At 66.1% G+C, this 21,349-nt stretch carries 20 protein-coding genes; 10 read left to right on the top strand and 10 right to left on the bottom strand.

What is annotated here, in order from left to right:
- Window positions 1-138 precede the first annotated feature (138 nt).
- The 6 genes from ACZ1H8_RS19620 to ACZ1H8_RS19595 all read left to right on the top strand — a co-directional run bounded on the left by ACZ1H8_RS19620 (window position 139) and on the right by ACZ1H8_RS19595 (window position 6,199).
- Window positions 139-585: a hypothetical protein gene (locus ACZ1H8_RS19620; RefSeq protein WP_465178903.1), complete on the top strand. Its 447-nt coding sequence runs from the start codon at window positions 139-141 to the stop codon at window positions 583-585.
- A 73-nt stretch (window positions 586-658) separates the two neighbouring features.
- Window positions 659-1,030, top strand: coding sequence for a nuclear transport factor 2 family protein (locus ACZ1H8_RS19615; RefSeq protein WP_465178902.1), 372 nt, complete (start codon window positions 659-661; stop codon window positions 1,028-1,030).
- A 205-nt stretch (window positions 1,031-1,235) separates the two neighbouring features.
- Entirely contained in the window at window positions 1,236-2,108 is an 873-nt protein-coding gene (locus tag ACZ1H8_RS19610; protein WP_465178901.1) for a hypothetical protein, read from the top strand.
- Window positions 2,101-3,105, top strand: a complete 1,005-nt coding sequence (locus ACZ1H8_RS19605; RefSeq protein WP_465178900.1) for a hypothetical protein — start codon at window positions 2,101-2,103, stop codon at window positions 3,103-3,105. The genes ACZ1H8_RS19610 and ACZ1H8_RS19605 overlap by 8 nt, the downstream gene beginning before the upstream one ends.
- Window positions 3,102-4,805, top strand: coding sequence for a Dyp-type peroxidase (locus tag ACZ1H8_RS19600; protein WP_465178899.1), 1,704 nt, complete (start codon window positions 3,102-3,104; stop codon window positions 4,803-4,805). Before ACZ1H8_RS19605 ends, ACZ1H8_RS19600 begins: the two co-directional genes overlap by 4 nt.
- Window positions 4,806-4,834: 29 nt before the next feature.
- Entirely contained in the window at window positions 4,835-6,199 is a 1,365-nt protein-coding gene (locus ACZ1H8_RS19595) for a cytochrome P450 (protein WP_465178898.1), read from the top strand.
- A 65-nt stretch (window positions 6,200-6,264) separates the two neighbouring features.
- On the opposite strand, the gene ACZ1H8_RS19590 is transcribed toward ACZ1H8_RS19595, so the two are convergent.
- The 3 genes from ACZ1H8_RS19590 to ACZ1H8_RS19580 are packed head-to-tail and all read right to left on the bottom strand — an operon-like array spanning window position 6,265 to window position 10,458.
- The gene (locus ACZ1H8_RS19590) at window positions 6,265-7,731 is read right to left on the bottom strand and encodes an efflux transporter outer membrane subunit (RefSeq protein WP_465178897.1); all 1,467 of its coding nucleotides are present in this window, start codon (window positions 7,729-7,731) and stop codon (window positions 6,265-6,267) included.
- 10 nt (window positions 7,732-7,741) lie between these two features.
- A complete protein-coding gene (locus ACZ1H8_RS19585) occupies window positions 7,742-9,310 on the bottom strand; it encodes an MDR family MFS transporter (RefSeq protein ID WP_465178896.1) in 1,569 nt (522 codons plus the stop codon).
- Window positions 9,307-10,458, bottom strand: a complete 1,152-nt coding sequence (locus tag ACZ1H8_RS19580) for an HlyD family secretion protein (RefSeq protein WP_465178895.1) — start codon at window positions 10,456-10,458, stop codon at window positions 9,307-9,309. Before ACZ1H8_RS19580 ends, ACZ1H8_RS19585 begins: the two co-directional genes overlap by 4 nt.
- Before the next feature lie 91 nt (window positions 10,459-10,549).
- On the opposite strand from ACZ1H8_RS19580, the gene ACZ1H8_RS19575 reads away from it, so the two are divergent.
- The gene (locus ACZ1H8_RS19575) at window positions 10,550-10,993 is read left to right on the top strand and encodes a MarR family winged helix-turn-helix transcriptional regulator (RefSeq protein ID WP_465178894.1); all 444 of its coding nucleotides are present in this window, start codon (window positions 10,550-10,552) and stop codon (window positions 10,991-10,993) included.
- Between the two features lie 12 nt (window positions 10,994-11,005).
- On the opposite strand, the gene ACZ1H8_RS19570 is transcribed toward ACZ1H8_RS19575, so the two are convergent.
- The 4 genes from ACZ1H8_RS19570 to ACZ1H8_RS19555 form a co-directional block, all read right to left on the bottom strand.
- A complete protein-coding gene (locus ACZ1H8_RS19570; RefSeq protein ID WP_465178893.1) occupies window positions 11,006-12,025 on the bottom strand; it encodes a glycosyltransferase family 4 protein in 1,020 nt (339 codons plus the stop codon).
- Window positions 12,025-13,638: an alpha-amylase family glycosyl hydrolase gene (locus ACZ1H8_RS19565; protein WP_465178892.1), complete on the bottom strand. Its 1,614-nt coding sequence runs from the start codon at window positions 13,636-13,638 to the stop codon at window positions 12,025-12,027. The genes ACZ1H8_RS19570 and ACZ1H8_RS19565 overlap by 1 nt, the downstream gene beginning before the upstream one ends.
- 72 nt (window positions 13,639-13,710) lie before the next feature.
- A complete protein-coding gene (locus ACZ1H8_RS19560) occupies window positions 13,711-14,109 on the bottom strand; it encodes a hypothetical protein (protein WP_465178891.1) in 399 nt (132 codons plus the stop codon).
- 123 nt (window positions 14,110-14,232) lie between these two features.
- Entirely contained in the window at window positions 14,233-15,147 is a 915-nt protein-coding gene (locus ACZ1H8_RS19555) for an iron-containing redox enzyme family protein (protein ID WP_465181428.1), read from the bottom strand.
- 112 nt (window positions 15,148-15,259) lie between these two features.
- On the opposite strand from ACZ1H8_RS19555, the gene ACZ1H8_RS19550 reads away from it, so the two are divergent.
- A complete protein-coding gene (locus ACZ1H8_RS19550; RefSeq protein ID WP_465178890.1) occupies window positions 15,260-15,487 on the top strand; it encodes a hypothetical protein in 228 nt (75 codons plus the stop codon).
- 279 nt (window positions 15,488-15,766) lie between these two features.
- Here the strand turns inward: ACZ1H8_RS19550 and ACZ1H8_RS19545 are convergent, their stop codons facing one another.
- The 3 genes from ACZ1H8_RS19545 to ACZ1H8_RS19535 all read right to left on the bottom strand — a co-directional run bounded on the left by ACZ1H8_RS19545 (window position 15,767) and on the right by ACZ1H8_RS19535 (window position 19,474).
- Complete coding sequence (locus tag ACZ1H8_RS19545; RefSeq protein ID WP_465178889.1) at window positions 15,767-17,989, bottom strand: hypothetical protein; 2,223 nt, start codon at window positions 17,987-17,989, stop codon at window positions 15,767-15,769.
- Between the two features lie 202 nt (window positions 17,990-18,191).
- Window positions 18,192-18,785 carry a hypothetical protein gene (locus tag ACZ1H8_RS19540; RefSeq protein WP_465178888.1) on the bottom strand — a complete coding sequence of 198 codons (594 nt, stop codon included), beginning with the start codon at window positions 18,783-18,785 and terminating at the stop codon, window positions 18,192-18,194.
- The gene (locus ACZ1H8_RS19535) at window positions 18,782-19,474 is read right to left on the bottom strand and encodes a Crp/Fnr family transcriptional regulator (RefSeq protein ID WP_465178887.1); all 693 of its coding nucleotides are present in this window, start codon (window positions 19,472-19,474) and stop codon (window positions 18,782-18,784) included. Before ACZ1H8_RS19535 ends, ACZ1H8_RS19540 begins: the two co-directional genes overlap by 4 nt.
- Window positions 19,475-19,727: 253 nt before the next feature.
- On the opposite strand from ACZ1H8_RS19535, the gene ACZ1H8_RS19530 reads away from it, so the two are divergent.
- Both ACZ1H8_RS19530 and ACZ1H8_RS19525 read left to right on the top strand, forming a co-directional pair.
- Window positions 19,728-20,282: a DUF4142 domain-containing protein gene (locus ACZ1H8_RS19530; protein WP_465178886.1), complete on the top strand. Its 555-nt coding sequence runs from the start codon at window positions 19,728-19,730 to the stop codon at window positions 20,280-20,282.
- A 61-nt stretch (window positions 20,283-20,343) separates the two neighbouring features.
- Window positions 20,344-21,201 (top strand): glucose 1-dehydrogenase, encoded by an 858-nt coding sequence (locus ACZ1H8_RS19525; protein ID WP_465178885.1) that lies wholly within the window; start codon window positions 20,344-20,346, stop codon window positions 21,199-21,201.
- The last annotated feature ends 148 nt before the right edge of the window (window positions 21,202-21,349 follow it).

Below are 21,349 nucleotides of genomic sequence, written 5' to 3'. Positions count from 1 at the left end.
ATCGCCAAGTGAACGTTCACCTGAGTGCAGCCCGTCTATCTTGGGCGGCCCTGGATTTTTATTTGAAGACACCAGTGTCCGGCAATTGCGGACTCCAATTGTTAGCGATATCACCTCTGCAAAATCGGGAGAGGAACGATGCGTCTACTTTACGGGGTCGTCGCGCTCGCGGCGCTTTGCTATGCCGGAAGTGCTTATGCGCAGGGCACACCGCCGCCGGCCGCGAGCCCCGCGGGCGGCGTGGGCGGTGGCGGTCCGCCCGAGTTCCGCGGACCCGACGAACGGGTGCTGGATCTCAACCGGATGAACGACGACGTGAACCGTCGCACGCCCGGCAAGACAAATTCGTCGCGCCCGGTTCCCGCGCGGCCGGAAGACGTCATTCAGGGCAGCGACGTCCGCGATTCCAAGGGTGTCGTGATCGCATCGGTGGAGAAGGTGGGGAACGGCTTTGCAGTGCTCGCCAGCCCCGGGGGCAGGATCGAGGTGGAATTCGCCTCACTCGCGGTCAATCACAAGGGGCTGCTGATCAACATGCCCAAGTCCAAGTTCGACGCGATCCTGGCGGGCAACAAGCCCAAGTGATCGACGCGGCGTCGGCGGGATCGAGGACGTCCCGCCGACGCGGCCATTCCGTCTTGCAGCCGATGAGCAAGCCATGAGCCATGTCGATCTCGAACGCTTCGTCGCGAGCTGGTGCGCGGCGTGGAATGCGCATGACGTCGAGGCGGTGCTCGCCCATTTTCACGACGACGCCGTATTTGCGTCCCCGTTCGGCAAGCGGGTCTTCGAGGGCAGCGACGGCGTCTTTCGCGGCAAGGCGGAAATCCGCCGCTACTGGACGACCGCGCTCGCGATTGTCCCCGACCTGCACTTCGAAGTGATCCGTTACTGCGTCGGCGTCGATGCGGTCGTGATCGAATATCGCAACCAGCGCGGCGTCGTCGTCGACGAAGTGCTGATCTTCGAGGGCGACCGCATCGGTCGGGGATACGGCACCTATCCCCCCGAAACCCTGCCGTCCGACTGACCGTCACGTCTGCACCCGGCGTTACAGGCGAAATGCATGTTCGCTCGACGGTCGCGCCAATCGAGTCCAAATCTGCGTGAACGTCTTGTCTCCGGACCAGACGGCAATTTAGGTTATCGATCAATCGCGGAACAGTCTTTCGTGAGCCGCGCATAATATTGCGCCCACGAATAGTTGCCGCGTTGATCCACGGGGGGATCGCGACATGAGCAATCTGGCCGGAAAAGCCTATGGCATGAACGTCATCACGCCGATGCGGCCGCGTCGGACGTGGATCAACAACCTGCTTTTCATGGCGTCGCGCGCCTTGCCCAAGACGCTGTCGGGGCTTCTCGGCCTCGGCTTCATTCACTTCGCGCGCTGGGTCATCATCCGCCGCGACCAATGGCCGCAGCTCGGCCAGCCGCCGGCCGATCTCGCCAATGATTACATGCTGTTCTGCAGCAACTTCAACGGCACCTGGGATCAGTATATCGACGCCTTCGCCGACGGCATTCCCGGCGGGCTCGACCTGTTCTGGTATTCGAGCACCAAATATCCCAACTCGATCCCGATCACGCCGTTCAAGAACTATATCCGGGCCAATCAGGTCGATACCGCCTATTATTACAACGCGACGCCAGGCAGCGGGCAGCGCGACGTCAAGCTCGCGCTGAAACTGGGGCATGAACTTGCCCGGATCGCCGACCAAGCCGGCGTGCTGCGCGACAGCGAACTTGCCTCGGCGTTCGAGCGGCTGCTGATCGCCAATCAGGGCGGGCTCGGCGCACCGGGCTATGCGCCGATCGCGAGCTGCGACACGGCGGCAGCAGATCGCAACCGCGCCGACGCGGAACTGGGGCTGTGGGGCGCTCGCGGCACAGGTCCGATCGAGGCCGAACGCGATCTCGAGCCGATCCCGATGCAGGCAGTCCTGGCCTCCGCCGCCGGCGACGACGACGCGCAGCAGGCAGCGGTCAAGGCGGTGGCCGATGCGGTGCTTGGATCGCGCAGGCCCGGCGATCCGCCCAAGGCCAAGGACCCGGACGATCCTGCCCCGCCGCCGCCGGCCGCTTCCGGGGAGGCGACCAATGGCTAATATCGATGTCTGCAGCTATTTCTTCACCGCTGCGATCCCGGTGTGCAACGAAGGCATCGTCGAGCATGACGGGATGAAGAGTTCACCCATCCATGTCGTGCGCCAGGTGCTGGAAACGCTGCCGACCGCGCTGCAATCGCATGCGACGCAGGAGATCGGCATCAACAGTCCGTTCTCGCGCAATCTGAGGACGCATTTCACCCGCTTCATCGTGCTCGACCAGCCCTATTTCAACGGCCGGGATCACAGCAACGCACTGGTCAACGCCGCGATGGGGACGAACCTGCTCGACCCGCAGCCGGTCGATCAGATCCCCTGCCCCTATATTCTGTGGACGATCGATTTCGACCTGCTCGAGCCCGCCGGCGAAGGCGAGCCGGCGCGCTATCTGGAGGAACTCTGGCGGCAGATGGAACGCGAGCTGCGGTCGATCTTCCAATATTGCTATGCGTTCGACACGGTGACCGACGCGGCCAGCTTCGCGCGCTACATGATGCGGTGCCAGGTCGAGACGACCATGCCGTTCCACGATTACTGGTATGTTCCGCCCAAGCTGAAATCCATTTCCTTCGCGGGCCTCGCCGCGATCCCGGTCATCGGCCTGGTGCTGCTTGCGGGGACGCTGATCGCATGGCTGCTGCGCCTGACGGGCTGGGCCTGGGCGACCGGCTTCGCGACCTGGAGCGGTTGGACATGGGCGCCCTGGGCCGGCCTCGCGCTGGTCGTGATCGGGGTGGCGATCGGCTATTACCGCGTCCTCAGATGGGGCGCCCGCCCCTATCCCGCCGCGCCCGGCGCCGATCTGCGCCACGTGCTCAAGGGCCTGTACCTGCAACAGGCGTTCACCCGCTTCGCCATCGCGCAGCAGAATCGCGATCCCGCCGAGTGGGGCGCCGCCTTCCGCCAGTTCCTCGAGCTCCACCGCCCCGCCGATCTCGACGGACCGACCCAGCCCGCGGGCGTGATCCGCAGCACCTTGTCGGAGGATGCGGCATGACCAACGCGGCCAATGCGGCACCCGCCGCGACGCTCCTCGACCTTGCCGACATCCAGGGCGGGATCCTGCGCACCTATGGCGACGGCTTCCCCAAGGGCCGCAATTTCTACCTGACGGTGCGCGACGCGAGGAAGGGCCGCGCCTTTGTCGAGGCGCTGCGCCCGAAGATCACCACCGCCGCCCGCTGGAAGGATCCCAATCGCGAGGAACCGCTGCTGCGCACCCGCAATCCGCGGGTCAAGGACATCGCCCGTGCCGAGGGTCTGCCCGACTATCCCGGGCGGGTGCAATTGTGGAAGCCGAAGGTCACGCTCAACATCGGCTTCACCTTCATGGGGCTGCTCGCGCTGGGCGTCCCGACGCGCACGCTGCGCGGCATGCCCGACGAGTTCATCGACGGCATGGAAACCCGCGCCGCCATCCTGGGCGACGATCCTTTCCTGAAGCAGCGCGACGCGGTGTGGCAGGACTCGAAGGGCAACAAGCGCGTCCATATCGTCCTGACGCTCTATGCTCAGATGAACCCCGACGGGACGGCATGCGACGAATTGCAACACGAGAGCGACGCCATCGTCGCGCTGTGCGACCGCCTGCGCGGCGGAGTCGTGCTGCTCGACGGCGTCGGCCCCGACAAGGGCAGATGGCAGGACCTGTCGGCGGTCATGCGGCAGGATGGCGATCGTTGCTGGCCGACCAACAAGGAGCATTTCGGCTTGTCCGACGGGTTCGGCGATCCGGTCTTCTCGGGCCAGTTCTCGGGCGAGGCGGAGCGGCTGCGCGTGGCGGGCGGCGGCAAGCTGATGGCCGACGGCAGCTGGCAGCCACTGGCCACCGGCGAGTTCCTGCTCGGCTATCCCGACGAGGCGCAGGAAATCCCCGGCGCGGCCATGCCGATCTCGTTCAGCCGCAACGGCACCTTCATGGCCTATCGCAAGCTGCACGAGGCGGTCGGCACCTTCCACGACTATGTCGACGATCAGGCCGGTCGCTATGCCCGCATGTTCCAGGTGCCGCATGACGAGGCCGTGCTGACGATCAAGGCGAAGATGGTCGGGCGCTGGGAAGACGGCGTCCCGCTCATGGTTGCGCCGACCTATGCCGCGTGGCGCCGCTTCGTCGCCGAGCTCGATCAGGCCCGGGCCGCCGGCGACAAGCCCAAGCTTGCGGAGATCGCGCTGCGCTTCACCAACTTCACCTATGCCGCCGATCCGGTAGGTTCGAAATGCCCGCTGACGTCGCATCTGCGCCGCGCAAATCCGCGCGATACGCTGGGCCCCACCTTCGATAAGACGGGCCGCTCGCTCGACGGATCGGCGATCATCAACCGCCGCCGCATCCTGCGCCGCGGCCTGCCCTATGGCGCGTTCGACCGGAGCGCGCCCGATGTCGGCGGCGACCATGGCATCATCTTCATGGCGCTGTGCACCAGCCTGTTCCGCCAGTTCGAGTTCGTCCAGCAGCAATGGATGCAATATGGGCTCGACTTCAATGCGGGCAGCGATACCTGCCCGGTGATCGGCAATCACGCAGTGACCGATGAGCCCAAGCTGGTGATCCCGGTCGATCCCGATGCCGGTCGCCTGCCCTTCATCTGCGACCGGCTGCCGCAATTGGTCGAGCCGCGCGGCGGCGATTATTTCTTCCTGCCGAGCATGACCGCGCTGCGGATGATCGGAATGGGGATCATCGACCCGACCTGATTTGAGGCCCGTTCGAAGAGGAGGCGCCGATGCAATGGCTGCTCAACCTGCCGATCGTCCTGTGGCGCCGGCTGCTGCTGATCGTCCAGGGACTGGGTGCGCTCGCGGCGCTGATCGGGAGCGGGATCTCGGCGCTGTTCGGCAAGGGCGGCACTGCCGGCAGCCGCATCGGCGTTGCACTGACCGGGCCTACCGGACAGCGCCGGGTGTTCGCGCTATTGCGGCTGGTGCAGCCCAATCTGGTGCTGAACCGGCGGACGATCAGCTCGTACGAGAATAACGGCATCACCGCACTCGCGACGCGCCGGTCCGACGTCACCGACATTCTGTCGCGCGATGAGGATTTAGGCGTCGTGTATGCCCCGCGGATGAAGATGATCACCGGCGGCGAGAACTTCTTCCTGGGGATGCAGGATACGCCGCGATACACCCGCGACGTCTCCAACATGCGTCTGACGATGCGGCGCGAGGACGTGCCGGTGATCGTAACGCCCTATGTCGAGGCCAGGTCGGCCGACATCGTCGCGATGCTGCCCGGCGTGATCGATGTGCCGCAGGCACTGACCCAGCCGGTCGCGGCGGGGTTGCTCGACCGGTACTTCGGCACGCCCGGACCGTCCGAGGCAGCGATCGCCGAATGGACCACGCTGCTCTTCTGGTATCTGTTCATCGACCTGAAGGCCGATCCCGAGCTGGATGCGCGGGCCCAGAGCGCGGCTGCGGAGTTCCGCGCGTGGCTGGACCGGCATATCGCCGCGCGGCGCGCATCGGGGGAAATACGGGACGATGTTCTCGGCCGGTGCCTGGCAATGGGCAGCGCCGACATGCCGGGGATGACCGACCTCGATATCCGCAACAACCTGATCGGGCTGCTGATCGGCGAGCTGCCGACCCTGTCGGCGACCGCCAATCTGGCGCTCGACGAGCTGCTGAACCGTCCGCACCCGTTTGCCGATGCCTGTGCCGCCGCGCGCGCGGGCGACGACGATCTACTTGCGGCGCACATCTTCGAGGCATTGCGCTTCCGCCCGCTGAACCCGGTCGTCTATCGCCGGGCGATGCGCGACACGACGATCGCCAGCGGCTGGCTGAGGCGACGGCGCATCCGCAAGGACAGCATCGTGATGGCGTCGAACCTGTCGGCGATGTTCGATCCGCTGGCCGTCCCCAGTCCTGCGCGGTTCCGGACCGACCGGCCCTGGGAGACCTATATGCTGTGGGGCTATGGCATGCACACCTGCTTCGGCGCGCACATCAATCGCGCGGTGTTGCCCGCCATGCTGAAGCCGCTGCTGGCGCGCCCGAACCTGCGACGCGCGGCGGGTGCACGGGGCCAGATCGATACCGACGGCACGCCGTTCGCCCAGCATCTCCACCTCGAGTTCGACAGCTAGGCTCGGGCAGAGGATTCCCGCCCGACGCGCTGACGGTCTCGATGGTCGAGGCGCTCCGCTAACGATCAGCTGGCGTCGGACCAGCCGAGCCCCAGCGCCTTCTGCAGCGCGACGAAATCATTGGTCAGCGCGGCGACGGCCGTCGCGACATTCTGTTCGGCGACGACCCGCTGCCGCTCGGCATCCAGTGCGTCGATCAGCGTTGCGGTGCCGGCGCGCTGGCGCTGCTGCATCAGCTCCGACGCGCGCTGCGCCGAGGCACGAACCTGTTCGAGCGAAGCGATCGCGCGGCGACGGCTGCCGAACCGGGCCAATGCATCCTCGGCATCGCGCAGCGCACCGAGCACCGCCTGACGATATTGCGCCTCGGCCTCGTCGCGGCGCCCCTCGGCCTGGCCGACGCGCGCCTTGCCGCGGCCGAAATCGAGGAACTGCCATTGCAGCCGCGGCATCGCCAGCGCGGTCAGATTGTCGAGATCGACCAGGTCCGAAGGCGAAGTTCCGCCCAGCCCGATCATCCCCATCAGACTGATCCGGGGAAAGCGTGACGCCTCGGCCACGCCGATCTGGGCGGTGCTTGCCGCGAGATTGCGCTCGGCCGCGCGGATGTCGGGCCGGCGCTTCAGCATCTGTTCGGGATCGCCGATCGCGATCTGCGCCGGAGGAAGTGGGACCGGGCTCGACGGGTCGAGCATCGCGTCGAGCGCACCCGGCCGGTCGCCCGCCAGCACCGCGAGCGCATTCTTCAGCGCGACGATCTCGGCCTCGATCGGCACCGCCTGCGCCTGGGTTGCGCGCAACTGCGTCTGCAGCCGCTCGACATCGAGATCGGACGACGCCCCGCGGCTGCGACGCTGCTGGACCAGGCCGAGCATCTGTTGCTGAAGCGCGGCGGTCCGCTGCGACAGCGCAAGCTGCGCCTGGCGGTCGCGCAGATTGACATAGGCCTGGGCGATGTCGGCGGTCAGCTGGACCTGGGCATCGGCGACATTGGCCTGTGCCGCCTCGACCGAGGCGCGCGATGCCTCGACCGTACGCCGGCTGCCGCCGAACAGGTCGATTTCCCAGCTGGCGTCGAAGCCGAGGTTGAAGAAATCGAGCGAGCCGAGATCGGGCGCGCCGGCATTTGCGCCGCCGCCGGAATTGCCGCCGCCCGACCCCTCGCCGCCCAAAGAGCCAAGATCGAGATTGGGCAGTTCGGCATGGACATACATGCCCTGCGCGCCCAGCGCCGGCGTCCGGTTCGCACGGTCGAGGCGCAGCGTGGCGCGCGCCTGGCGGAGCCTGGCCTGGGCGACCGCGACACTGGGGCTGGACGACAAGGCGCGGCGCTCGATGTCGTTGAGCGTCGCGTCGTTGAACGCGGTCCACCACTCGGCCACGCGCGGTTCGGCGGTGACGAAATCGGGCTCGGCGCGGACGAAGCCGGTCGCCGGAGTCGATCCCGGGCTGGCGGGCGGTCCCTTGTAATCTGGACCCAAGGTGCAGCCCGAGACGAGCGCAATCAAGACGAGCGGAGATAGGCGGCGCATGAGCATGTCCTCAATGCATGGCGATCGGCCCGTCCTTCGGGAGCGGGCGCAGGAACAGGACGAGCGGGGTGATCATCAGGATGCCAAGCGTCAGCAGCCAGAAGATGTCATTATAGGTCATCACCAGCGCCTCGCGCTGAATGGTGCCGCCCAGGCTCAGCATCGCCGCCTCGGCACTTCCCAGCGATTGTGAGAGACCGGAGACATAGTCCTGAACGCCTGGTGCATTCGCCTGAAGCGACTCCTCGATCCGGCGGGCATGGAAATAGCTGCGCTGGTCCTGGATGGTGGCGAGCATCGCCAGGCCGATCGATCCGCCCAGGTTGCGCGCGGCGTTGAACAGCCCGGCGGCATCGCCGGCATAGCGCGTGGGCACCGAGCGGATGGCAGCCTGATTGAGGAACAGCATGACGAAGATCGTGCCGACCCCGCGGAGCAGCTGGGACTCGGTGAAGGCGCTGCCCGTCGACTCCGCGGTCAGCCCGACGTCGAGGAAACAGCTGAGCGCCATCACCGCCATGCCGAAGCTCACTGCAATGCGGATGTCGATATAGCGCATCATCAACGGCGTGAACGGCATCAGGATCAGGCTGGGTATGCCCATCAGCAGCAGCACTTGCCCCGCCTGAAGCGCGTTATAGCCGGCGATTATCGAGACGAATTGCGGGATGACATAGGAGGTGCCGTACAGCACGACGCCCAGCACCACCGCCATCGTCGCGACGCTGCCGAACTGGCGATCGAGCAGCAACTGGAGCCGGATCACCGGCTTTCGCGCGAACATCTGGCCCGCCGCGAGCAGTGCGAAGCCGAATGCCGCTACGAATGAAAGCTGCCAGATGAACGCGGACTCGAACCATTGTTCGCGCTGCCCCTCTTCCAGTACCACGGTCAGCCCACCCAGGCCGAGCGCCATGCCGGCGATGCCCAGCCAGTCGGCCTGTCGCAGTTCCGACCAGTCGGGCTTTTGATAGGGAAGACCGATCAGGAGCAGCGTGACCAGGATGGCGCACACCGGCACGTTGAGAAAGAACGCGTAATGCCAGCTGACCGACTCGGTCAGCCAGCCGCCCACCAGCGGACCGATGACGGGCCCAATGATCGCGGTCACGCCGAACATCGCCGTGCCGATCGGCTGCTGGCGCGGCGGCAGGCGGGTGGCGATGATCGTCATCGCGGTGGGGATCAGCGCGCCGCCCGTCAGCCCCTGTCCTGCCCGGCCGATGATCATCATCGTCAGGCTGGTCGACAGGCCGCACACGACCGAGAAGACGGTGAACAGCGCGCAGGCGAGCAGCAGGAAGGTGCGCAGGCCGAACAGCCGCTCGAGCCAGGCGCTGAGCGGAATGATGACGATCTCGGCGACCAGATAGGAGGTCGCGATCCAGGTGCCTTCGGTGCCGCTGGCACCGATCTCGCCCTGGATCGTCGGCAGTGCCGAGTTGACGATCGAGATGTCGAGCGTCGCCATCAGCGCGCCGAGACTGCCGGCGGCGACCGCCAGCCACGCGCTGAGATCCGCTTTCTCCGCAGGTGCCGAGGCCATGGACGCCGGAGCCGGGGCGGCGGCGGCGCTCACTGGCGGCCTTTCGTCCGCTGCTCCTGCTCGCGCTCGATCGCCTCGCGCGCGCCCTTGGCCGATCGGGTGTCGACGCTGACCTCGACCGACATCCCGGGGATCAGCAGCTTGCGCGTCTCCGGCCCGACATCGATCGCGATGCGCACCGGCACGCGCTGGACGATCTTGGTGAAGTTGCCGGTCGCGTTCTGCGGCGGCAGCAGCGAGAATTGCGCGCCGGTGCCGGGCGAGAAGCTCTCGACACGCCCGTGGATGCGAACGCCCTCCAGCGCATCGACCGAGACGCTGACCGGCTGGCCGATCCGCATCAGACCGAGCTGCGTCTCCTTGAAGTTCGCGGTGACATAGATTTGCTGGACCGGGACGATCGACATCAGCCGCACGCCGGGCTGGACGAACTGGCCGGGCTGCACGGTCTTGCTGCCGACGCGGCCATCGACGCTCGCGCGGATCACGGTTGCGCCCTGGTTGACCCCGGCCGCGCTCAACTGCGCCTCGGCCGCGCGGCGCTGCGACTGGGCCTGGCCGATCTGGGCCGACAGCGTGCCGACGCGGCGGCGCGCGGCGACGAGCTGCGCGCGGGTGGATGCGACCTGCGCCGCGGCCTGGCGTTCCTGATCGCGGAGCTGGGCCAGCCGTTCGCCGGTCTCGGCACCGCTGGCGGCCAGCGGCGCATAGCGGGCGACCTCGTTGCGCGCGAAGGCGTGGCTGCTGGTGGCGGCGGCGAGCTGCGCCTCGGCGCTGTCGATCGCGGCCTGTTGTTCGCGGATCTGGGCGCGTACGCCCTCGGCATTGGCGTCGGCCACGCCGATCTGCGCCTCGGCCTGACTGACCTGCGCCTGATATTCGCGACCGTCGATCTCGACCAGCGGGTCGCCCTTGCGCACCCACTGATTGTCCGTGACCAATACCCGCTCGACGCGACCGCTCAGCTTGGACGAGACGATGACCGCGTCGCTCTGGACATAGGCGTCATTGGTCGACTGCTGATATTTCCCATAGGTCTGGTTGCGCCAGTACCATAGCCCGCCACCGAAGATCACCGCGACGAGAACCGCCAGCAGGATCAGCCGGACGCGGGGATTTTTTAACGGGGAGGTTCGCTGCGGCGGTGAACTTTCCGCCGTCTGCGCGTTCTCGTCGGACATCGACTCATCCAAATGCGACCCAAGGACAGCGCGCCCCTTACGCCTGTTGCAGTTAATGGCAATACCATTTATTGAGGGTCCTCACTAAATCATGAGCGACCTCGACTTTCTCGCCAAATCCTACGGGATGCTGTTCCTGCGACTGCACCGGCTGCTGGACCGGCGCATGGCTGCGAGCGGCGCGTCGCTTGCCCGGACCAAGTTGCTGATGTGCCTGGAGAAGCAGGGGCCGATGCGTGCCGCGGACATCGCCGAGTATCTTGGCATGGCGCCCCGGTCGGTGACCGAGGCGCTGGACAAGCTGGAGCGGGACGGCTTGCTGCTGCGCAGCCCCGACGCGAACGATCGCCGGGTAAAGCAGATCACCATAACCGACAGGGGCAAACAGGCGATCGCCGCGACGGAACCGCTGCGGGTCGACTTGGTCGACACGGTCTTCGGCAGCCTGGATGCGGAGCAGCGGGCAAGCCTGGCGACGATCATCGCCACGATGGACGCAACGGTGGATGAGATCGAGGGTGAAGACCGCGCCTGATCGCGCTGGCGGTCAGACCGCTGAACCGCCGAGGATCTCTCGATACAGGGCGATATAGGCGTCGGCCATATGGTCGATGCTGAAACGCTCCTCTACCGCGCGGCGACAGGCAGCACGGTCGATCTCACCGACGCGCTCGATTGCCGCCTCCGCTTCCTCCAGCGAGTCGACCAGAAAGCCGGTGACGCCGTGCTCGATCAGTTCGGGCATCGATCCGCGGCGCGTGGCGATCACGGGCGTGCCGCACGCCATCGCCTCGATCACCGACAGGCCGAACGGCTCGTCGAAATTGATCAGGTGCAGAAGTGCCGCCGAACCGCCCAGCGCATCAATCCGCGCCTGTCCCCCGACCGCGCCGTGATAGCGGATCGCGTCGGTGCCGAGCGCGGGTTCGACATGGTCGCGGTGATACTCGCTGTCCTGAATGATACCGTACATGTCGAGCGTCCGCCCGCTGCGCCGCGCAGCCTCGATCGCTTCGCGCGCGCCCTTGTCCGGGTGGATCCGGCCGAAGAACAACAGGCCGTCGCTCCCCTCCGCGTTGAAGGTGAACTGGTCGAGCGGAATGCCGTGATGGATCGTCGCGGCATAGTTCAGGCGCGGGTGGCGGTCAGCGTCGCTGATCGCGACATAATGGATGCGATGCTGGAACGGCTCGTACATCGGCAGGATGCGATCCGACGAAAAGCCGTGGATCGTCGTCACCATCGGCGTGTCGACCAGTTCGGAGAAGGCGTGCGCGGGAAAGTCCGCCTGATTGTGGATGATGTCGAACCGATTTGCCTGGGCGAAGACGTGCGAGAGGTGACGGAACTCCCAAACCTTCGCGTCGACCGCGGGATCATCGTTATAGGGCGCCGGGACGATGCCATCGAGGGCCGCCTCGGTCACGCTGTCCTGCGTGGCGAATAAGGTGACGTCGATGCCGCGCGCGACCAGCGCCTCGGTCAGCAGGCTCGTCACCAATTCCCACGGCCCGTAATGCCGCGGCGGCGTGCGCCAGGCGATCGGCGCAATCATCGCAACCCGCATCAGGCGGCCACCAGGTCGAGGATCATCGCTTCGTTTCCATTCAGGGTGCCGTCGAGCACTCGCGCGTCGAGGGTGGAGAGTAGCAGGCGCGGCACGCCGGCATCATCGGGCAACAACAGCCGCCTGGGCTGGTCGGTGAGGTTGAGCGCGATCAGCAGCCGCTGGTCGCCATGGCGCCGCTCGTAACAGAGCACGTCCGTGTCCGATGCCATGAGCGCGAAGTCGCCGACCGCCAGCGCCGGTTTTTCACGCCGCAATGCGAGCAGGCGGCGATAGAGTTCGAGCATCGAGCCCGGCTCACCATGCTGCGCCGCGACATTGCGGGTGCGCCAGTCAGCGCCGAGTGGCAGCCAGGGCTCGGCTGTGCTGAACCCGGCATGGGCCGTCGCATCCCACTGCATCGGAGTACGTGAGCGGTCGCGCCCCAGCCCCATTCCCGGCTGCCTGATGTCCTGCGGGTCGCGGATGCGGTCGGGCGGGATCGCCACCGGACCGATGCCAATCTCGTCGCCCTGATAGAGCGTGGGGGTGCCGCGCAACGTCAGCAGCAGCATTGCCGCCACCCGCGCCTGCGCCTCGCCCAGACGGGCGGCGATCCGCGGCGCATCATGACTGCCCATGACCCAGTTCGGCCAGCCGCCCGGCGGCAGCGCGTCTTCATAGGCAGCGATCATCGCCGACAGCGCGGCCGCGTCCCAGGGCGTATCGAGCAGCTGGAAATTGAACGGCAGGTGCACCCCGGGCGCCTCGCGCCCGTAATAGTGCATCAGCGTGTCGAGCGGCAGGCAGATCTCGCCGACCAGCAGGCGATCGCCATAGCTGTCGGCGAGCGTGCGGAAGGCGGCGGCGATGTCGTGCACCTCGGGCTGGTTGGCCGAATGCAGCTGCAGCACCTTCAGTTTCTCGCCCAGTTCGGGGCGATAGTCGGGATTGGGCGGATTGTCGGGCAGCCCCTCGGCCTTCACCATGTGCCAGAGGACATCGATGCGGAAGCCGTCGACGCCGCGGTCGAACCAGAAACGCAGCACGTCGCTCATCGCGGCGCGGACGTCCGGGTTGCGCCAGTTCAGGTCCGCCTGTTCGCGCAGGAATGCGTGAAGATAATATTGGCCGGTATGGGCATCATATTCCCAGGCCGACCCGCCCATGTCGCTGATCCAGTTGTTCGGCGGGCCGCCATCGGGTGCAGGATCGCGCCAGATATACCAGTCGCGCTTCGGATTGTCGCGAGACGATCGGCTTTCGATGAACCAGGGGTGCTCGGTCGAACTGTGGTTCGGGACGAAGTCGAGCAGCAGCTTCAATCCGCGTGCGTGGATCGCCGCCAGCAGGCGGTCGAAATCGGCAAGCGTGCCGAACAGCGGCTCGACCCCGCAATAATCGGCCACGTCATAGCCGAAATCGGCCATGGGTGAGGGAAAGACCGGCGAGAGCCAGATCGCATCGACGCCCAGCGACGCGACATGATCGAGACGCTGCTCGATCCCGCGAAGATCGCCCACCCCGTCGCCGTCGCTGTCCTGAAAGGATCGCGGATAGATCTGATAGATCACGCCCGGTTCCCACCAGGGCGCGTTCTTGCCGCTCTCGTTCGTCACATCGCTCGCCCGCATCCCCGGCACAATGCATCGCCGCGCGAATGGCTCCGGGCCTACCGCAAGCAAGGGCGATTTCCCGCCTGAAGACTATTCGGACAGCCCGTCGAGATAGGCGATCGCATCGAGCAGCGCGATCCCGCCAAGTGCCACCAGCGCGATAGCGGCATCGCGGCGCGGGCCGTTTCGCGTCAGCAGCACCGGAGCCACCTCGGCCATGTCGAGCAAGTCGGACGCGACCCGCCCGCCCAGCGCCATCTGCCGGCCCGCCTGGACCAGGCTGCTCTCGTCGAGGATCTCGCGCAGGCCACTCGCACGGACCGGTGCGCGCCTTTCTTCCAGCCCCAGTGAGCGTCCCAGCGCACCGGGCGCGGCGAGTTCCGCAAGGCCCACCGCAATGCTGAGCCAGCCATAAGCCCGCGCGAGCGGTTCGGCAGGCTTGTCGGCGTCTTTCGACGCAACCGGGGAGTCGACCGCAGAAGTCATCATGCCACCTGTGACGAACGCAAGGCCGGCGTTAACGGCGTTGGCGCGCCGCCGTTCCCGGACGGGAAAGATGGGAGACCTTGTAGAGCCGCCGGCGACCCGGAAAGCGCCGCGATCGGCGACGCCTCAGGCTGCAACGAGCTCGGGCACCGGCGCCTGTACCGACCCGGCGCCCTTGTCCCACAATTCGGTCCGGTAGCGCTCGAAACAGCGCGCGCCGCAGCGCAGCCGGATCAGCGCACCTTCCGCCATGGCGGTGGCGCGGCGCGGGTCCTCCGCCACGGCCGGACGAATGGCCTCGCGGTTCCAGTCCTCGCTGTGCTTGACGTCGAGCACTGCGTGGAGCGTGAAGTAGCGCGCTTCTTTCGGCGTGAGCCCAACGCGCTTGAGCCCCTCGGCGACGAGCGCCGCACGCCTGGGGGCGGTCAGTTCGATGACGCCGAGCGCGCCGACCGAATGCCATGCATAGCGCCGGTTGACCGCCATCGCGGTCATCGCATTGGCCAGCGACAGGCTTTCCCACACGGTGTTCTCGATCACCGGCTCGACCTGCAGCGTCTCGACCAGCGCGTCGAGCATCGGGCCGTGCATCCCCTTGGCGGTGCCATGGCCCATCTCGTCCCAATAGTTGCGGGCCAGCTCCAGCTTTGGCAGCGTCGGCAGCTTGACCTGGGTCATCGCGACCAGATCGTCGAACCCGGCCTCACCTGCGGCCTCCTGCTCGAAGAACCAGCGCAACTGGTCGCGATCGGCCTCGGTTGCCAGCCACGGGAACAGCGGATCGCCCTGCCCCGGGCCGTTCTCCTTCAGCGCCTCGAACCATTGGATAAAGCCCTCGACATCGGTCGGGGCGGCGGCGGCTTCCTCGGCCACCTGCGCACGAAGCGTCTCGATGAATGCGCCCTCACGGCGCGCGGTACGGGCATCCTGACCCATGCGGTCGAGCCAGTCGGCGGTCGGAAGACCGGGCGCGAGACGCTCGCGATTCCAATAAGCGAGTTCCCGCTGGAACGAGTCCGTGAAGAACTGCGACCTGACCATTTCGATGCGGTGATTAAGACTGGACAAGGGGAAGCTCCTGGATCTGGACCGGCTCAACGTCCTGACTTGCCCAGTGTTCCCTTCATTACATATGCTAAGGGATTGCTTTGAAATGGAAACGAAACCGCTGCGGCGGTGCGATGGATTATTGACCGCGCAGGTTTGCGCCGCGCGAAATCACCTCAATTTCGACAACCGGTCTCGCCGTACCATCGCGGCGATGCGGATGCCCGGCCGGCTGGCCGCTTGTTCCCAGGGCGCTTGGTCGATCGACGGGATGACGGGCTCCCGAAGGTTCGCCCGTCAGTTCCGGAATATCGGCATCGCTGGCGCCGTCTGAGACAAGCGTTCGCGGCTTGGCCGCTGCGCCTGCTGGTTTGCCTGTTCCTGCGCCAAGCTCGTCGGGCGTGCGCCGGCGGAGTTGGCGGGCTTGGGATCGTCACTCATGATGGATCTCGATTGCTAATGGGTCCCAACCGAAGCCGACTCCGCGATGTTCCATCCCGTGCCGGCAATTCCGCCATGTCTGGACGATTTTCATGTCGTTCGCATGACGTCGTCAGTCGAACCGCAAGAAGCGGATGAACTCCGCAAATCGAGGTCGTTCAACCCTAAGTCATTACTCCCAGGTCAGCACGACCCGGCCGTTGGCGGGAATATGGAAATCGATGCGGTCGTCGCTGCTGTCGCGTGATCGGATCTGGTCGCCGCCGGCCGCCATCACGCTGACCTTGCCCAGCTTGTGCCGCTTGCGCCGGACCAGGCTGAGCAGCGCGATACAGGTCTCCCCGCCGTCGAGCTCGATCGACAGCGCCCGGTGGCCGGTCCGCTCGATCGCCCGAATGAAGTGGTTGCAGAACAGGTTGAACGGCGCACCTTCGATCTGATGGAAGGAGCGCGTGGCGAAAATGAACGCGCCGCCAGCGCCGTAGATTTCCTGACCGATCTGGCCCGGCGACTGGCCGTCGCCATAGAGATCCTCCAGCGGAAAGGAGAGATTGGGGTCGAGCTTGCCGCTCTGGTGCTCGCCGTCGTGCAGGATCTCGCGCGGCAGCGTATCGGGGAAATAGTGCCAGGCGCGGTGCAGCGCATATTTGCAATATTCGCTGATCAGCATCCGTACCGCGGGGTCGAGGTCGGGCCCGCTATAGGCGAGGAACTCGTCGAAGCCGGCAAAACACTCGAAACACTCGTACATCGCCATATAGGGCGCTTCGTGGAGACAGGTCGCGCCCAGGAAGTTGTTGTAATGAACGGCGTTGCCGATCTCTGACTTCCAGATCTCGCAATTGTGGAACAGGCCGGCAATCCAGACATAGGCCTGGTCGAGATAGTCGCGATCGTCGAGGATGCGCCATAGCCGGACGCAGGCAACCGCCCCCCAGACGGTCAGATTGGCCTGATACATCAGGTCGAAGCGCAGCCCGCGCGCGGCATCGAGCGACGCGCGCGCCTCGCCGACATAGCGTTCCTCGCCGGTCAGCTGGTACAGCTGGAGCATCAGATAGGCATAGATGCCGTTGACGTCGGTCTGGCCGAACCGCTGATCGCCGCGCTTTTCCGTGATGACCGAGAAGTCGTTGATGTCATATTCGATCGGCCAACGATAGTTGAAGTGATGCGCCGAGCGGATGCCATATTCGACCGACTTGAGCAGGAGCCTCGCAGCATCCTTGTCGTCGTCCAGCGCCAGCCGCCCCAGATTGATCATCGGGTGATAGAGATACCAGGAATCGACCGTGTCGGGGTTCTTCTCGTCGCCGACATTGGGCAGGAAACGGCGCAGCGTGCCGACCTTCGGATCGTAGAATTTCGCGACGCCCTTATGCAGTTCCGCCTCGAGCGGAACAGGCTCGCCGCGCCATTTGCCGAAATCGTGTAGCGCCGACACGAGCGACAGCTGCACCATGACATCGGGCACCTCGCCCTCGACATAGGGCATCACATATCGCGCGCCATAGTGGCGGACGGTCGCGACCGGCGCGTCCTCAAGGTCGCGCAATGTCCGCTCGGCACGCCACATCCAGTCGCGATACTCGATCGGCGGAAGGTCGAGCGCCTTGTACGCCGTTCCCATCATCTGCAGGAACTGCTGCGCCATCTCGCGCTCATTGTCCCCGGCCCAGTCGCGGAACACGAGGATGGTGTCGGACAGGGCGATCCGTTCGCCCCTGGCGAGCGCCGCGGCTGCAGCACCCTCCGGATCATGCGCTGGCGGGAGATAGCCCAGTTCCGGCCATTCTCCGCCGACCACCCCGTCCGGCACGGTGCCGGTCGCCCGGAAATAGGGATTGAGCGCCGTCAGATTCTGGAAATAAAGCACGCTTCCGAAACGCGGCTCATCGAGCCGGAAATAGACGATGCCCGCATTGATCCCCCGCTGCGCCGCCTCGACATTGCCCTTGGCCTTCAGCGGCAGGCCCCGATCATCCAGGACATAGAGATCGCGCGGCGCAAACGGCAGATGCAGCGTCGTGCCCGGTTCGAAATCGGTCGAGACACGAAGGCGGTGCAGCTCCGCGCTGCTTGTCTGGAAGGCCACGCGGTGCCGGCCGAGCGCGCTTTCGATCTCGACGGCAAAGGTCTCGTCCGCGCCTGGCGACGCCTTTCGACAGCTAAAGCCCGGAACGGGCAGATAGGCAGCGCGCAATGCCAGTCCGCCCTTCCCGTCACGCCGAACGATGGTCCACAGCGAGTCCTGCCCGGCCGCGACCTCGACCGAAAGATCGCCGAGGCGGAATGTGCCGATCGCCGACATCGAACCCGCGCGCAGTTCTTCGGCCAGCGCCAAAATCTGCGGGCTCAGCGTGATGTCCGCTTCGCGCTCCTGCACCCGGGTCATGCAGCACCTCCGCGCTGACGGGAGTGGCCACGGCCGTGGCCCGAAGCCGGGCTGGGAGAAGGATCGTGCTTCATGTGACCTCTCGATCTGCAGGCGCCTGCCATTTCGCGGCGGCTTTACGTGCCCGCGCGACGCCGGTTCCGCGAACGCGACGAACCGATTCACCCAGGTTACCCGACGCTTGATGGCGATCGGATCAGGGTCAGGATCCGATCGAGAAGCAGCTTCCCGGCAGGATGATCGTGCAGTTGCGCCACCCATCGCCACGGTCGACCGTCAGCGATCCACGCAGATCATAGGTGAAGGCAGGCTCCAGCCATTCCGGGGATTGAGTCGGCTCCCCGGCCATGCCGACCTGCTGCCAACTAAGTTCCATCGCGGAACCGCTATAGGCAAGGCACCAGAGCATCGTCGTATCGCCCGAGCCGTCGGTGGCCAGGTCGTGCATCGCGAGAGCGACCAGGCCAGCTGCGGCCGGCAGAAGCCGCACCGACGGTCCGATCAGGCTGATGCGGCTCGATGCGTCGCCGCAGTGCCGGGCCAGCAGGCTCCGGATCAGCGGTTCCAGCTCCGCGCCGCGGGGATGCTCGGTCGCGCGCAGCCTGGCCAGCGCGAAGGCTTCGGCCCGTGCAGTGATCAGGCCGGGATCTTCGTCCTGCCTCGCCAAACGGCGAACCAGCGCCAGTGCCGCGGCGAGCGAATTACGCAGGTCGCGGACCTGTTCGTCATGCCGTCGAGGCTCGCCGGCCAGCAGGCTCGCCAGCATCGGCTCAATTCTGCTGCTCGGATCGTTCATGACGGTGCCGGCGCCGAGAGATAGGTCGGGTCGAACATCGCGATCCGCTGGAGCGCTGCCGGGTCAGGCAGGCAGATCTGCCGCCCGGCGACGACGATCAGATTGCGCTCGCGCAGGGTCTTCAGAACGCGGTTGACGTGAACCGGGGTCAGGCCGCTCGCTTCGGCGAGATCCGCCTGGGTAATCGGCATGGGCAGGCGGTCCGGCCCCGCCAGGCCGATCGCGTGCAACCGATGCCGGAGTTCGCACAGCAGATGGGCGATGCGTTCGATCGCGCTGCGCTGACCAAGGCTCACAATCTGTTCGCGCTGGATCGCGGCGTCCACAAGCATTTGCGTGATCAGGCCCCGGGCGAGCCGCGGATGCGCTTCGATCGCAGTCATCAGATCCGCTCTGGCAATTTCGGCATGGCGAACCCGGGTCAGCGCGAGGATGGTGTGATCCGCGCGCCCGCTGGCCGGCGGATAGAGGCCGGTCAGATCGCCGGGCAACAGAAAGCCGAGAATCTGGCGCCGACCGTCGGGCAGCGTCCTGCCGCGTGCCGCCCAACCTTCCAGGATCACGGTCGCACCGCCCGCGTCTTCCCCTTCGCGGACCAGATCGTGCCGCGCGTCGGTCCACCGCGCGACTGGCGCAGCCAGACCCTCGAGCAGGCGCTGCTGCGCCCGACTCAGCGGCGCGAACGTCATGATCCGCTGCGAGAAGCTATTATCGATCTGAACGAAAGCCGGTGAATTCATGCAGCGGGTCAATATCGAACTCACGCGGATCCCTAATTCACCAGTGTTAATTCAATGTGGACGAATGCAAGTCCGCAACTTGACCGGCACTCGTTCAGGAGAACCGGTCACACAACATGGGTTAATGGTCCACTAGAACATTGATTTATTTGAAACTCTTCATCCTCGGAGGTGTTGAGCGCCGACCAGGATGGAGGTGGACATGACATTCCCGAGATATTCCGCGATCGGCGCCGGACTGATGCTGCTCGCGACACCGGCCGCAGCCCAGCAGATGGCCCCGGCAGGCGGTCAGCAAACGGCGCCTTCAGCGCCCGATCAGGCGATGCCGCGCGATGCCGCAGGCTATGCGGTCAAGGCAGGTGCAAGCGACCTGTACGAGATCCAGTCGTCGCAGCTTGCCAGAGAAAAGGCGTCGAGCGACGGCGTCCGGCGCTTCGCCGCAATGATGGTCGATCATCACCAGGGCACCACGCGCCAGTTGATGGCAGCTGCCCGCCGTGCAGAGCTGACCCCGCCCCCGCCGCGGCTGGAACCGCATCAGGAGGCGATGATCACCCAACTGCGCGGCCTGTCGGGCGAGGCATTCGATGCCGAATATCTGCGGCAGCAGCGGCTTGCCCATGATCAGGCGCTCGCGCTCCACAGCGGCTATGCCGAAAATGGCGACGTACCGGCGCTTCGGGATACGGCGCGCGCCGCGGTGCCCATTGTCCAGCGCCATATCGAGATGCTGCGCAACATGCCGACGCGCTGACCGCGCGCGGGCGCCGCCCGACCCAGCCCGCCGGGCGGCGCTTCAGCCACGGAGATCCAGAATGACCGACGACCCGACGCCACCGCTTCCCGACCAGCAGCAGCCCGTGCCGGGCACGACCGCCGCTATGGATCCGCCGCCCGATCATGGCGAGGACAGCTATCGCGGGTCCGGCCGGCTCGAGGGCAAAAGGGCGATCATCACTGGCGGGGACAGCGGCATCGGACGGGCGGTCGCGATCGCCTTTGCCCGCGAAGGGGCGGATGTCCTCATCGCCTATCTGAACGAACAGGAAGACGCGGAGGATACCGCCCGCCTGATCCGCGAGGCAGGGCGGACCGCGATATTGGTGCCCGGTGACATCCAGTCGGCCGATCACTGCCGCGACATCGTGCGCCAGGCGGCCGAGGAATTCGGCCGGATCGACATCCTGGTGAACAACGCCGCGCATCAGATGACCTATGACGCGATCGAGGACATTCCCGACGAGGAATGGGAAGCCACTTTCCGCATCAACATCCATGCGATGTTCTATCTGTCGAAGGCGGCAATCGCGCACATGGAGGCGGGCGGATCGATCATCAACACCAGTTCGGTCAATGCCGACATGCCCAAGCCGACATTGCTCGCCTATGCCGCGACCAAGGGTGCGATCCAGAATTTCAGCGCCGGTCTGGCCCAGTTGCTTGCGGACAAGGGCATCCGCGTGAACTGCGTCGCGCCCGGTCCGGTCTGGACACCGCTGATCCCCTCGACCATGCCGCCCGACCAGGTGCGGAATTTCGGGAAAAGCTATCCGATCGGCCGCCCGGCCCAGCCGCGCGAACTGGCGCCCGTCTATGTCATGCTGGCCAGCGACGAGGCCAGCTATGTCTCGGGCGCGACCGTCGCCGTGACGGGGGGACAGCCCATTGTCTGAGGTGACGCCCCTTTCCCCTTACCCATCGATCGCCCCCGCCCGGCAGGGACCGCATGCGGGTCGCCAAGCCGGCCTCGTCGCGCTCGTTGCCGCCATGGGCGGTGTCGCACTCGCCGCGCTGTGGGTCCGAAGCAGGACGCCACAGCGG

This window comes from Sphingomonas sp. BL-S-25 (assembly GCF_055521555.1).
This window is presented reverse-complemented; position numbering and strand designations above follow the sequence as displayed.

What these genes read in the sequence shown, in the direction of transcription:
- ACZ1H8_RS19620 (WP_465178903.1), top strand. Translation starts at nt 139, where the DNA reads ATGCGTCTACTTTACGGGGTCGTCGCGCTCGCGGCGCTTTGCTATGCC.
- ACZ1H8_RS19615 (WP_465178902.1), top strand. Translation starts at nt 659, where the DNA reads ATGAGCCATGTCGATCTCGAACGCTTCGTCGCGAGCTGGTGCGCGGCG.
- ACZ1H8_RS19610 (WP_465178901.1), top strand. Translation starts at nt 1,236, where the DNA reads ATGAGCAATCTGGCCGGAAAAGCCTATGGCATGAACGTCATCACGCCG.
- ACZ1H8_RS19605 (WP_465178900.1), top strand. Translation starts at nt 2,101, where the DNA reads ATGGCTAATATCGATGTCTGCAGCTATTTCTTCACCGCTGCGATCCCG.
- ACZ1H8_RS19600 (WP_465178899.1), top strand. Translation starts at nt 3,102, where the DNA reads ATGACCAACGCGGCCAATGCGGCACCCGCCGCGACGCTCCTCGACCTT.
- ACZ1H8_RS19595 (WP_465178898.1), top strand. Translation starts at nt 4,835, where the DNA reads ATGCAATGGCTGCTCAACCTGCCGATCGTCCTGTGGCGCCGGCTGCTG.
- ACZ1H8_RS19590 (WP_465178897.1), bottom strand. Translation starts at nt 7,731, where the DNA reads ATGCGCCGCCTATCTCCGCTCGTCTTGATTGCGCTCGTCTCGGGCTGC.
- ACZ1H8_RS19580 (WP_465178895.1), bottom strand. Translation starts at nt 10,458, where the DNA reads ATGTCCGACGAGAACGCGCAGACGGCGGAAAGTTCACCGCCGCAGCGA.
- ACZ1H8_RS19575 (WP_465178894.1), top strand. Translation starts at nt 10,550, where the DNA reads ATGAGCGACCTCGACTTTCTCGCCAAATCCTACGGGATGCTGTTCCTG.
- ACZ1H8_RS19570 (WP_465178893.1), bottom strand. Translation starts at nt 12,025, where the DNA reads ATGCGGGTTGCGATGATTGCGCCGATCGCCTGGCGCACGCCGCCGCGG.
- ACZ1H8_RS19565 (WP_465178892.1), bottom strand. Translation starts at nt 13,638, where the DNA reads ATGCGGGCGAGCGATGTGACGAACGAGAGCGGCAAGAACGCGCCCTGG.
- ACZ1H8_RS19560 (WP_465178891.1), bottom strand. Translation starts at nt 14,109, where the DNA reads ATGATGACTTCTGCGGTCGACTCCCCGGTTGCGTCGAAAGACGCCGAC.
- ACZ1H8_RS19555 (WP_465181428.1), bottom strand. Translation starts at nt 15,147, where the DNA reads ATGGTCAGGTCGCAGTTCTTCACGGACTCGTTCCAGCGGGAACTCGCT.
- ACZ1H8_RS19550 (WP_465178890.1), top strand. Translation starts at nt 15,260, where the DNA reads ATGGAAACGAAACCGCTGCGGCGGTGCGATGGATTATTGACCGCGCAG.
- ACZ1H8_RS19545 (WP_465178889.1), bottom strand. Translation starts at nt 17,989, where the DNA reads ATGACCCGGGTGCAGGAGCGCGAAGCGGACATCACGCTGAGCCCGCAG.
- ACZ1H8_RS19540 (WP_465178888.1), bottom strand. Translation starts at nt 18,785, where the DNA reads ATGAACGATCCGAGCAGCAGAATTGAGCCGATGCTGGCGAGCCTGCTG.
- ACZ1H8_RS19535 (WP_465178887.1), bottom strand. Translation starts at nt 19,474, where the DNA reads ATGACGTTCGCGCCGCTGAGTCGGGCGCAGCAGCGCCTGCTCGAGGGT.
- ACZ1H8_RS19530 (WP_465178886.1), top strand. Translation starts at nt 19,728, where the DNA reads ATGACATTCCCGAGATATTCCGCGATCGGCGCCGGACTGATGCTGCTC.
- ACZ1H8_RS19525 (WP_465178885.1), top strand. Translation starts at nt 20,344, where the DNA reads ATGACCGACGACCCGACGCCACCGCTTCCCGACCAGCAGCAGCCCGTG.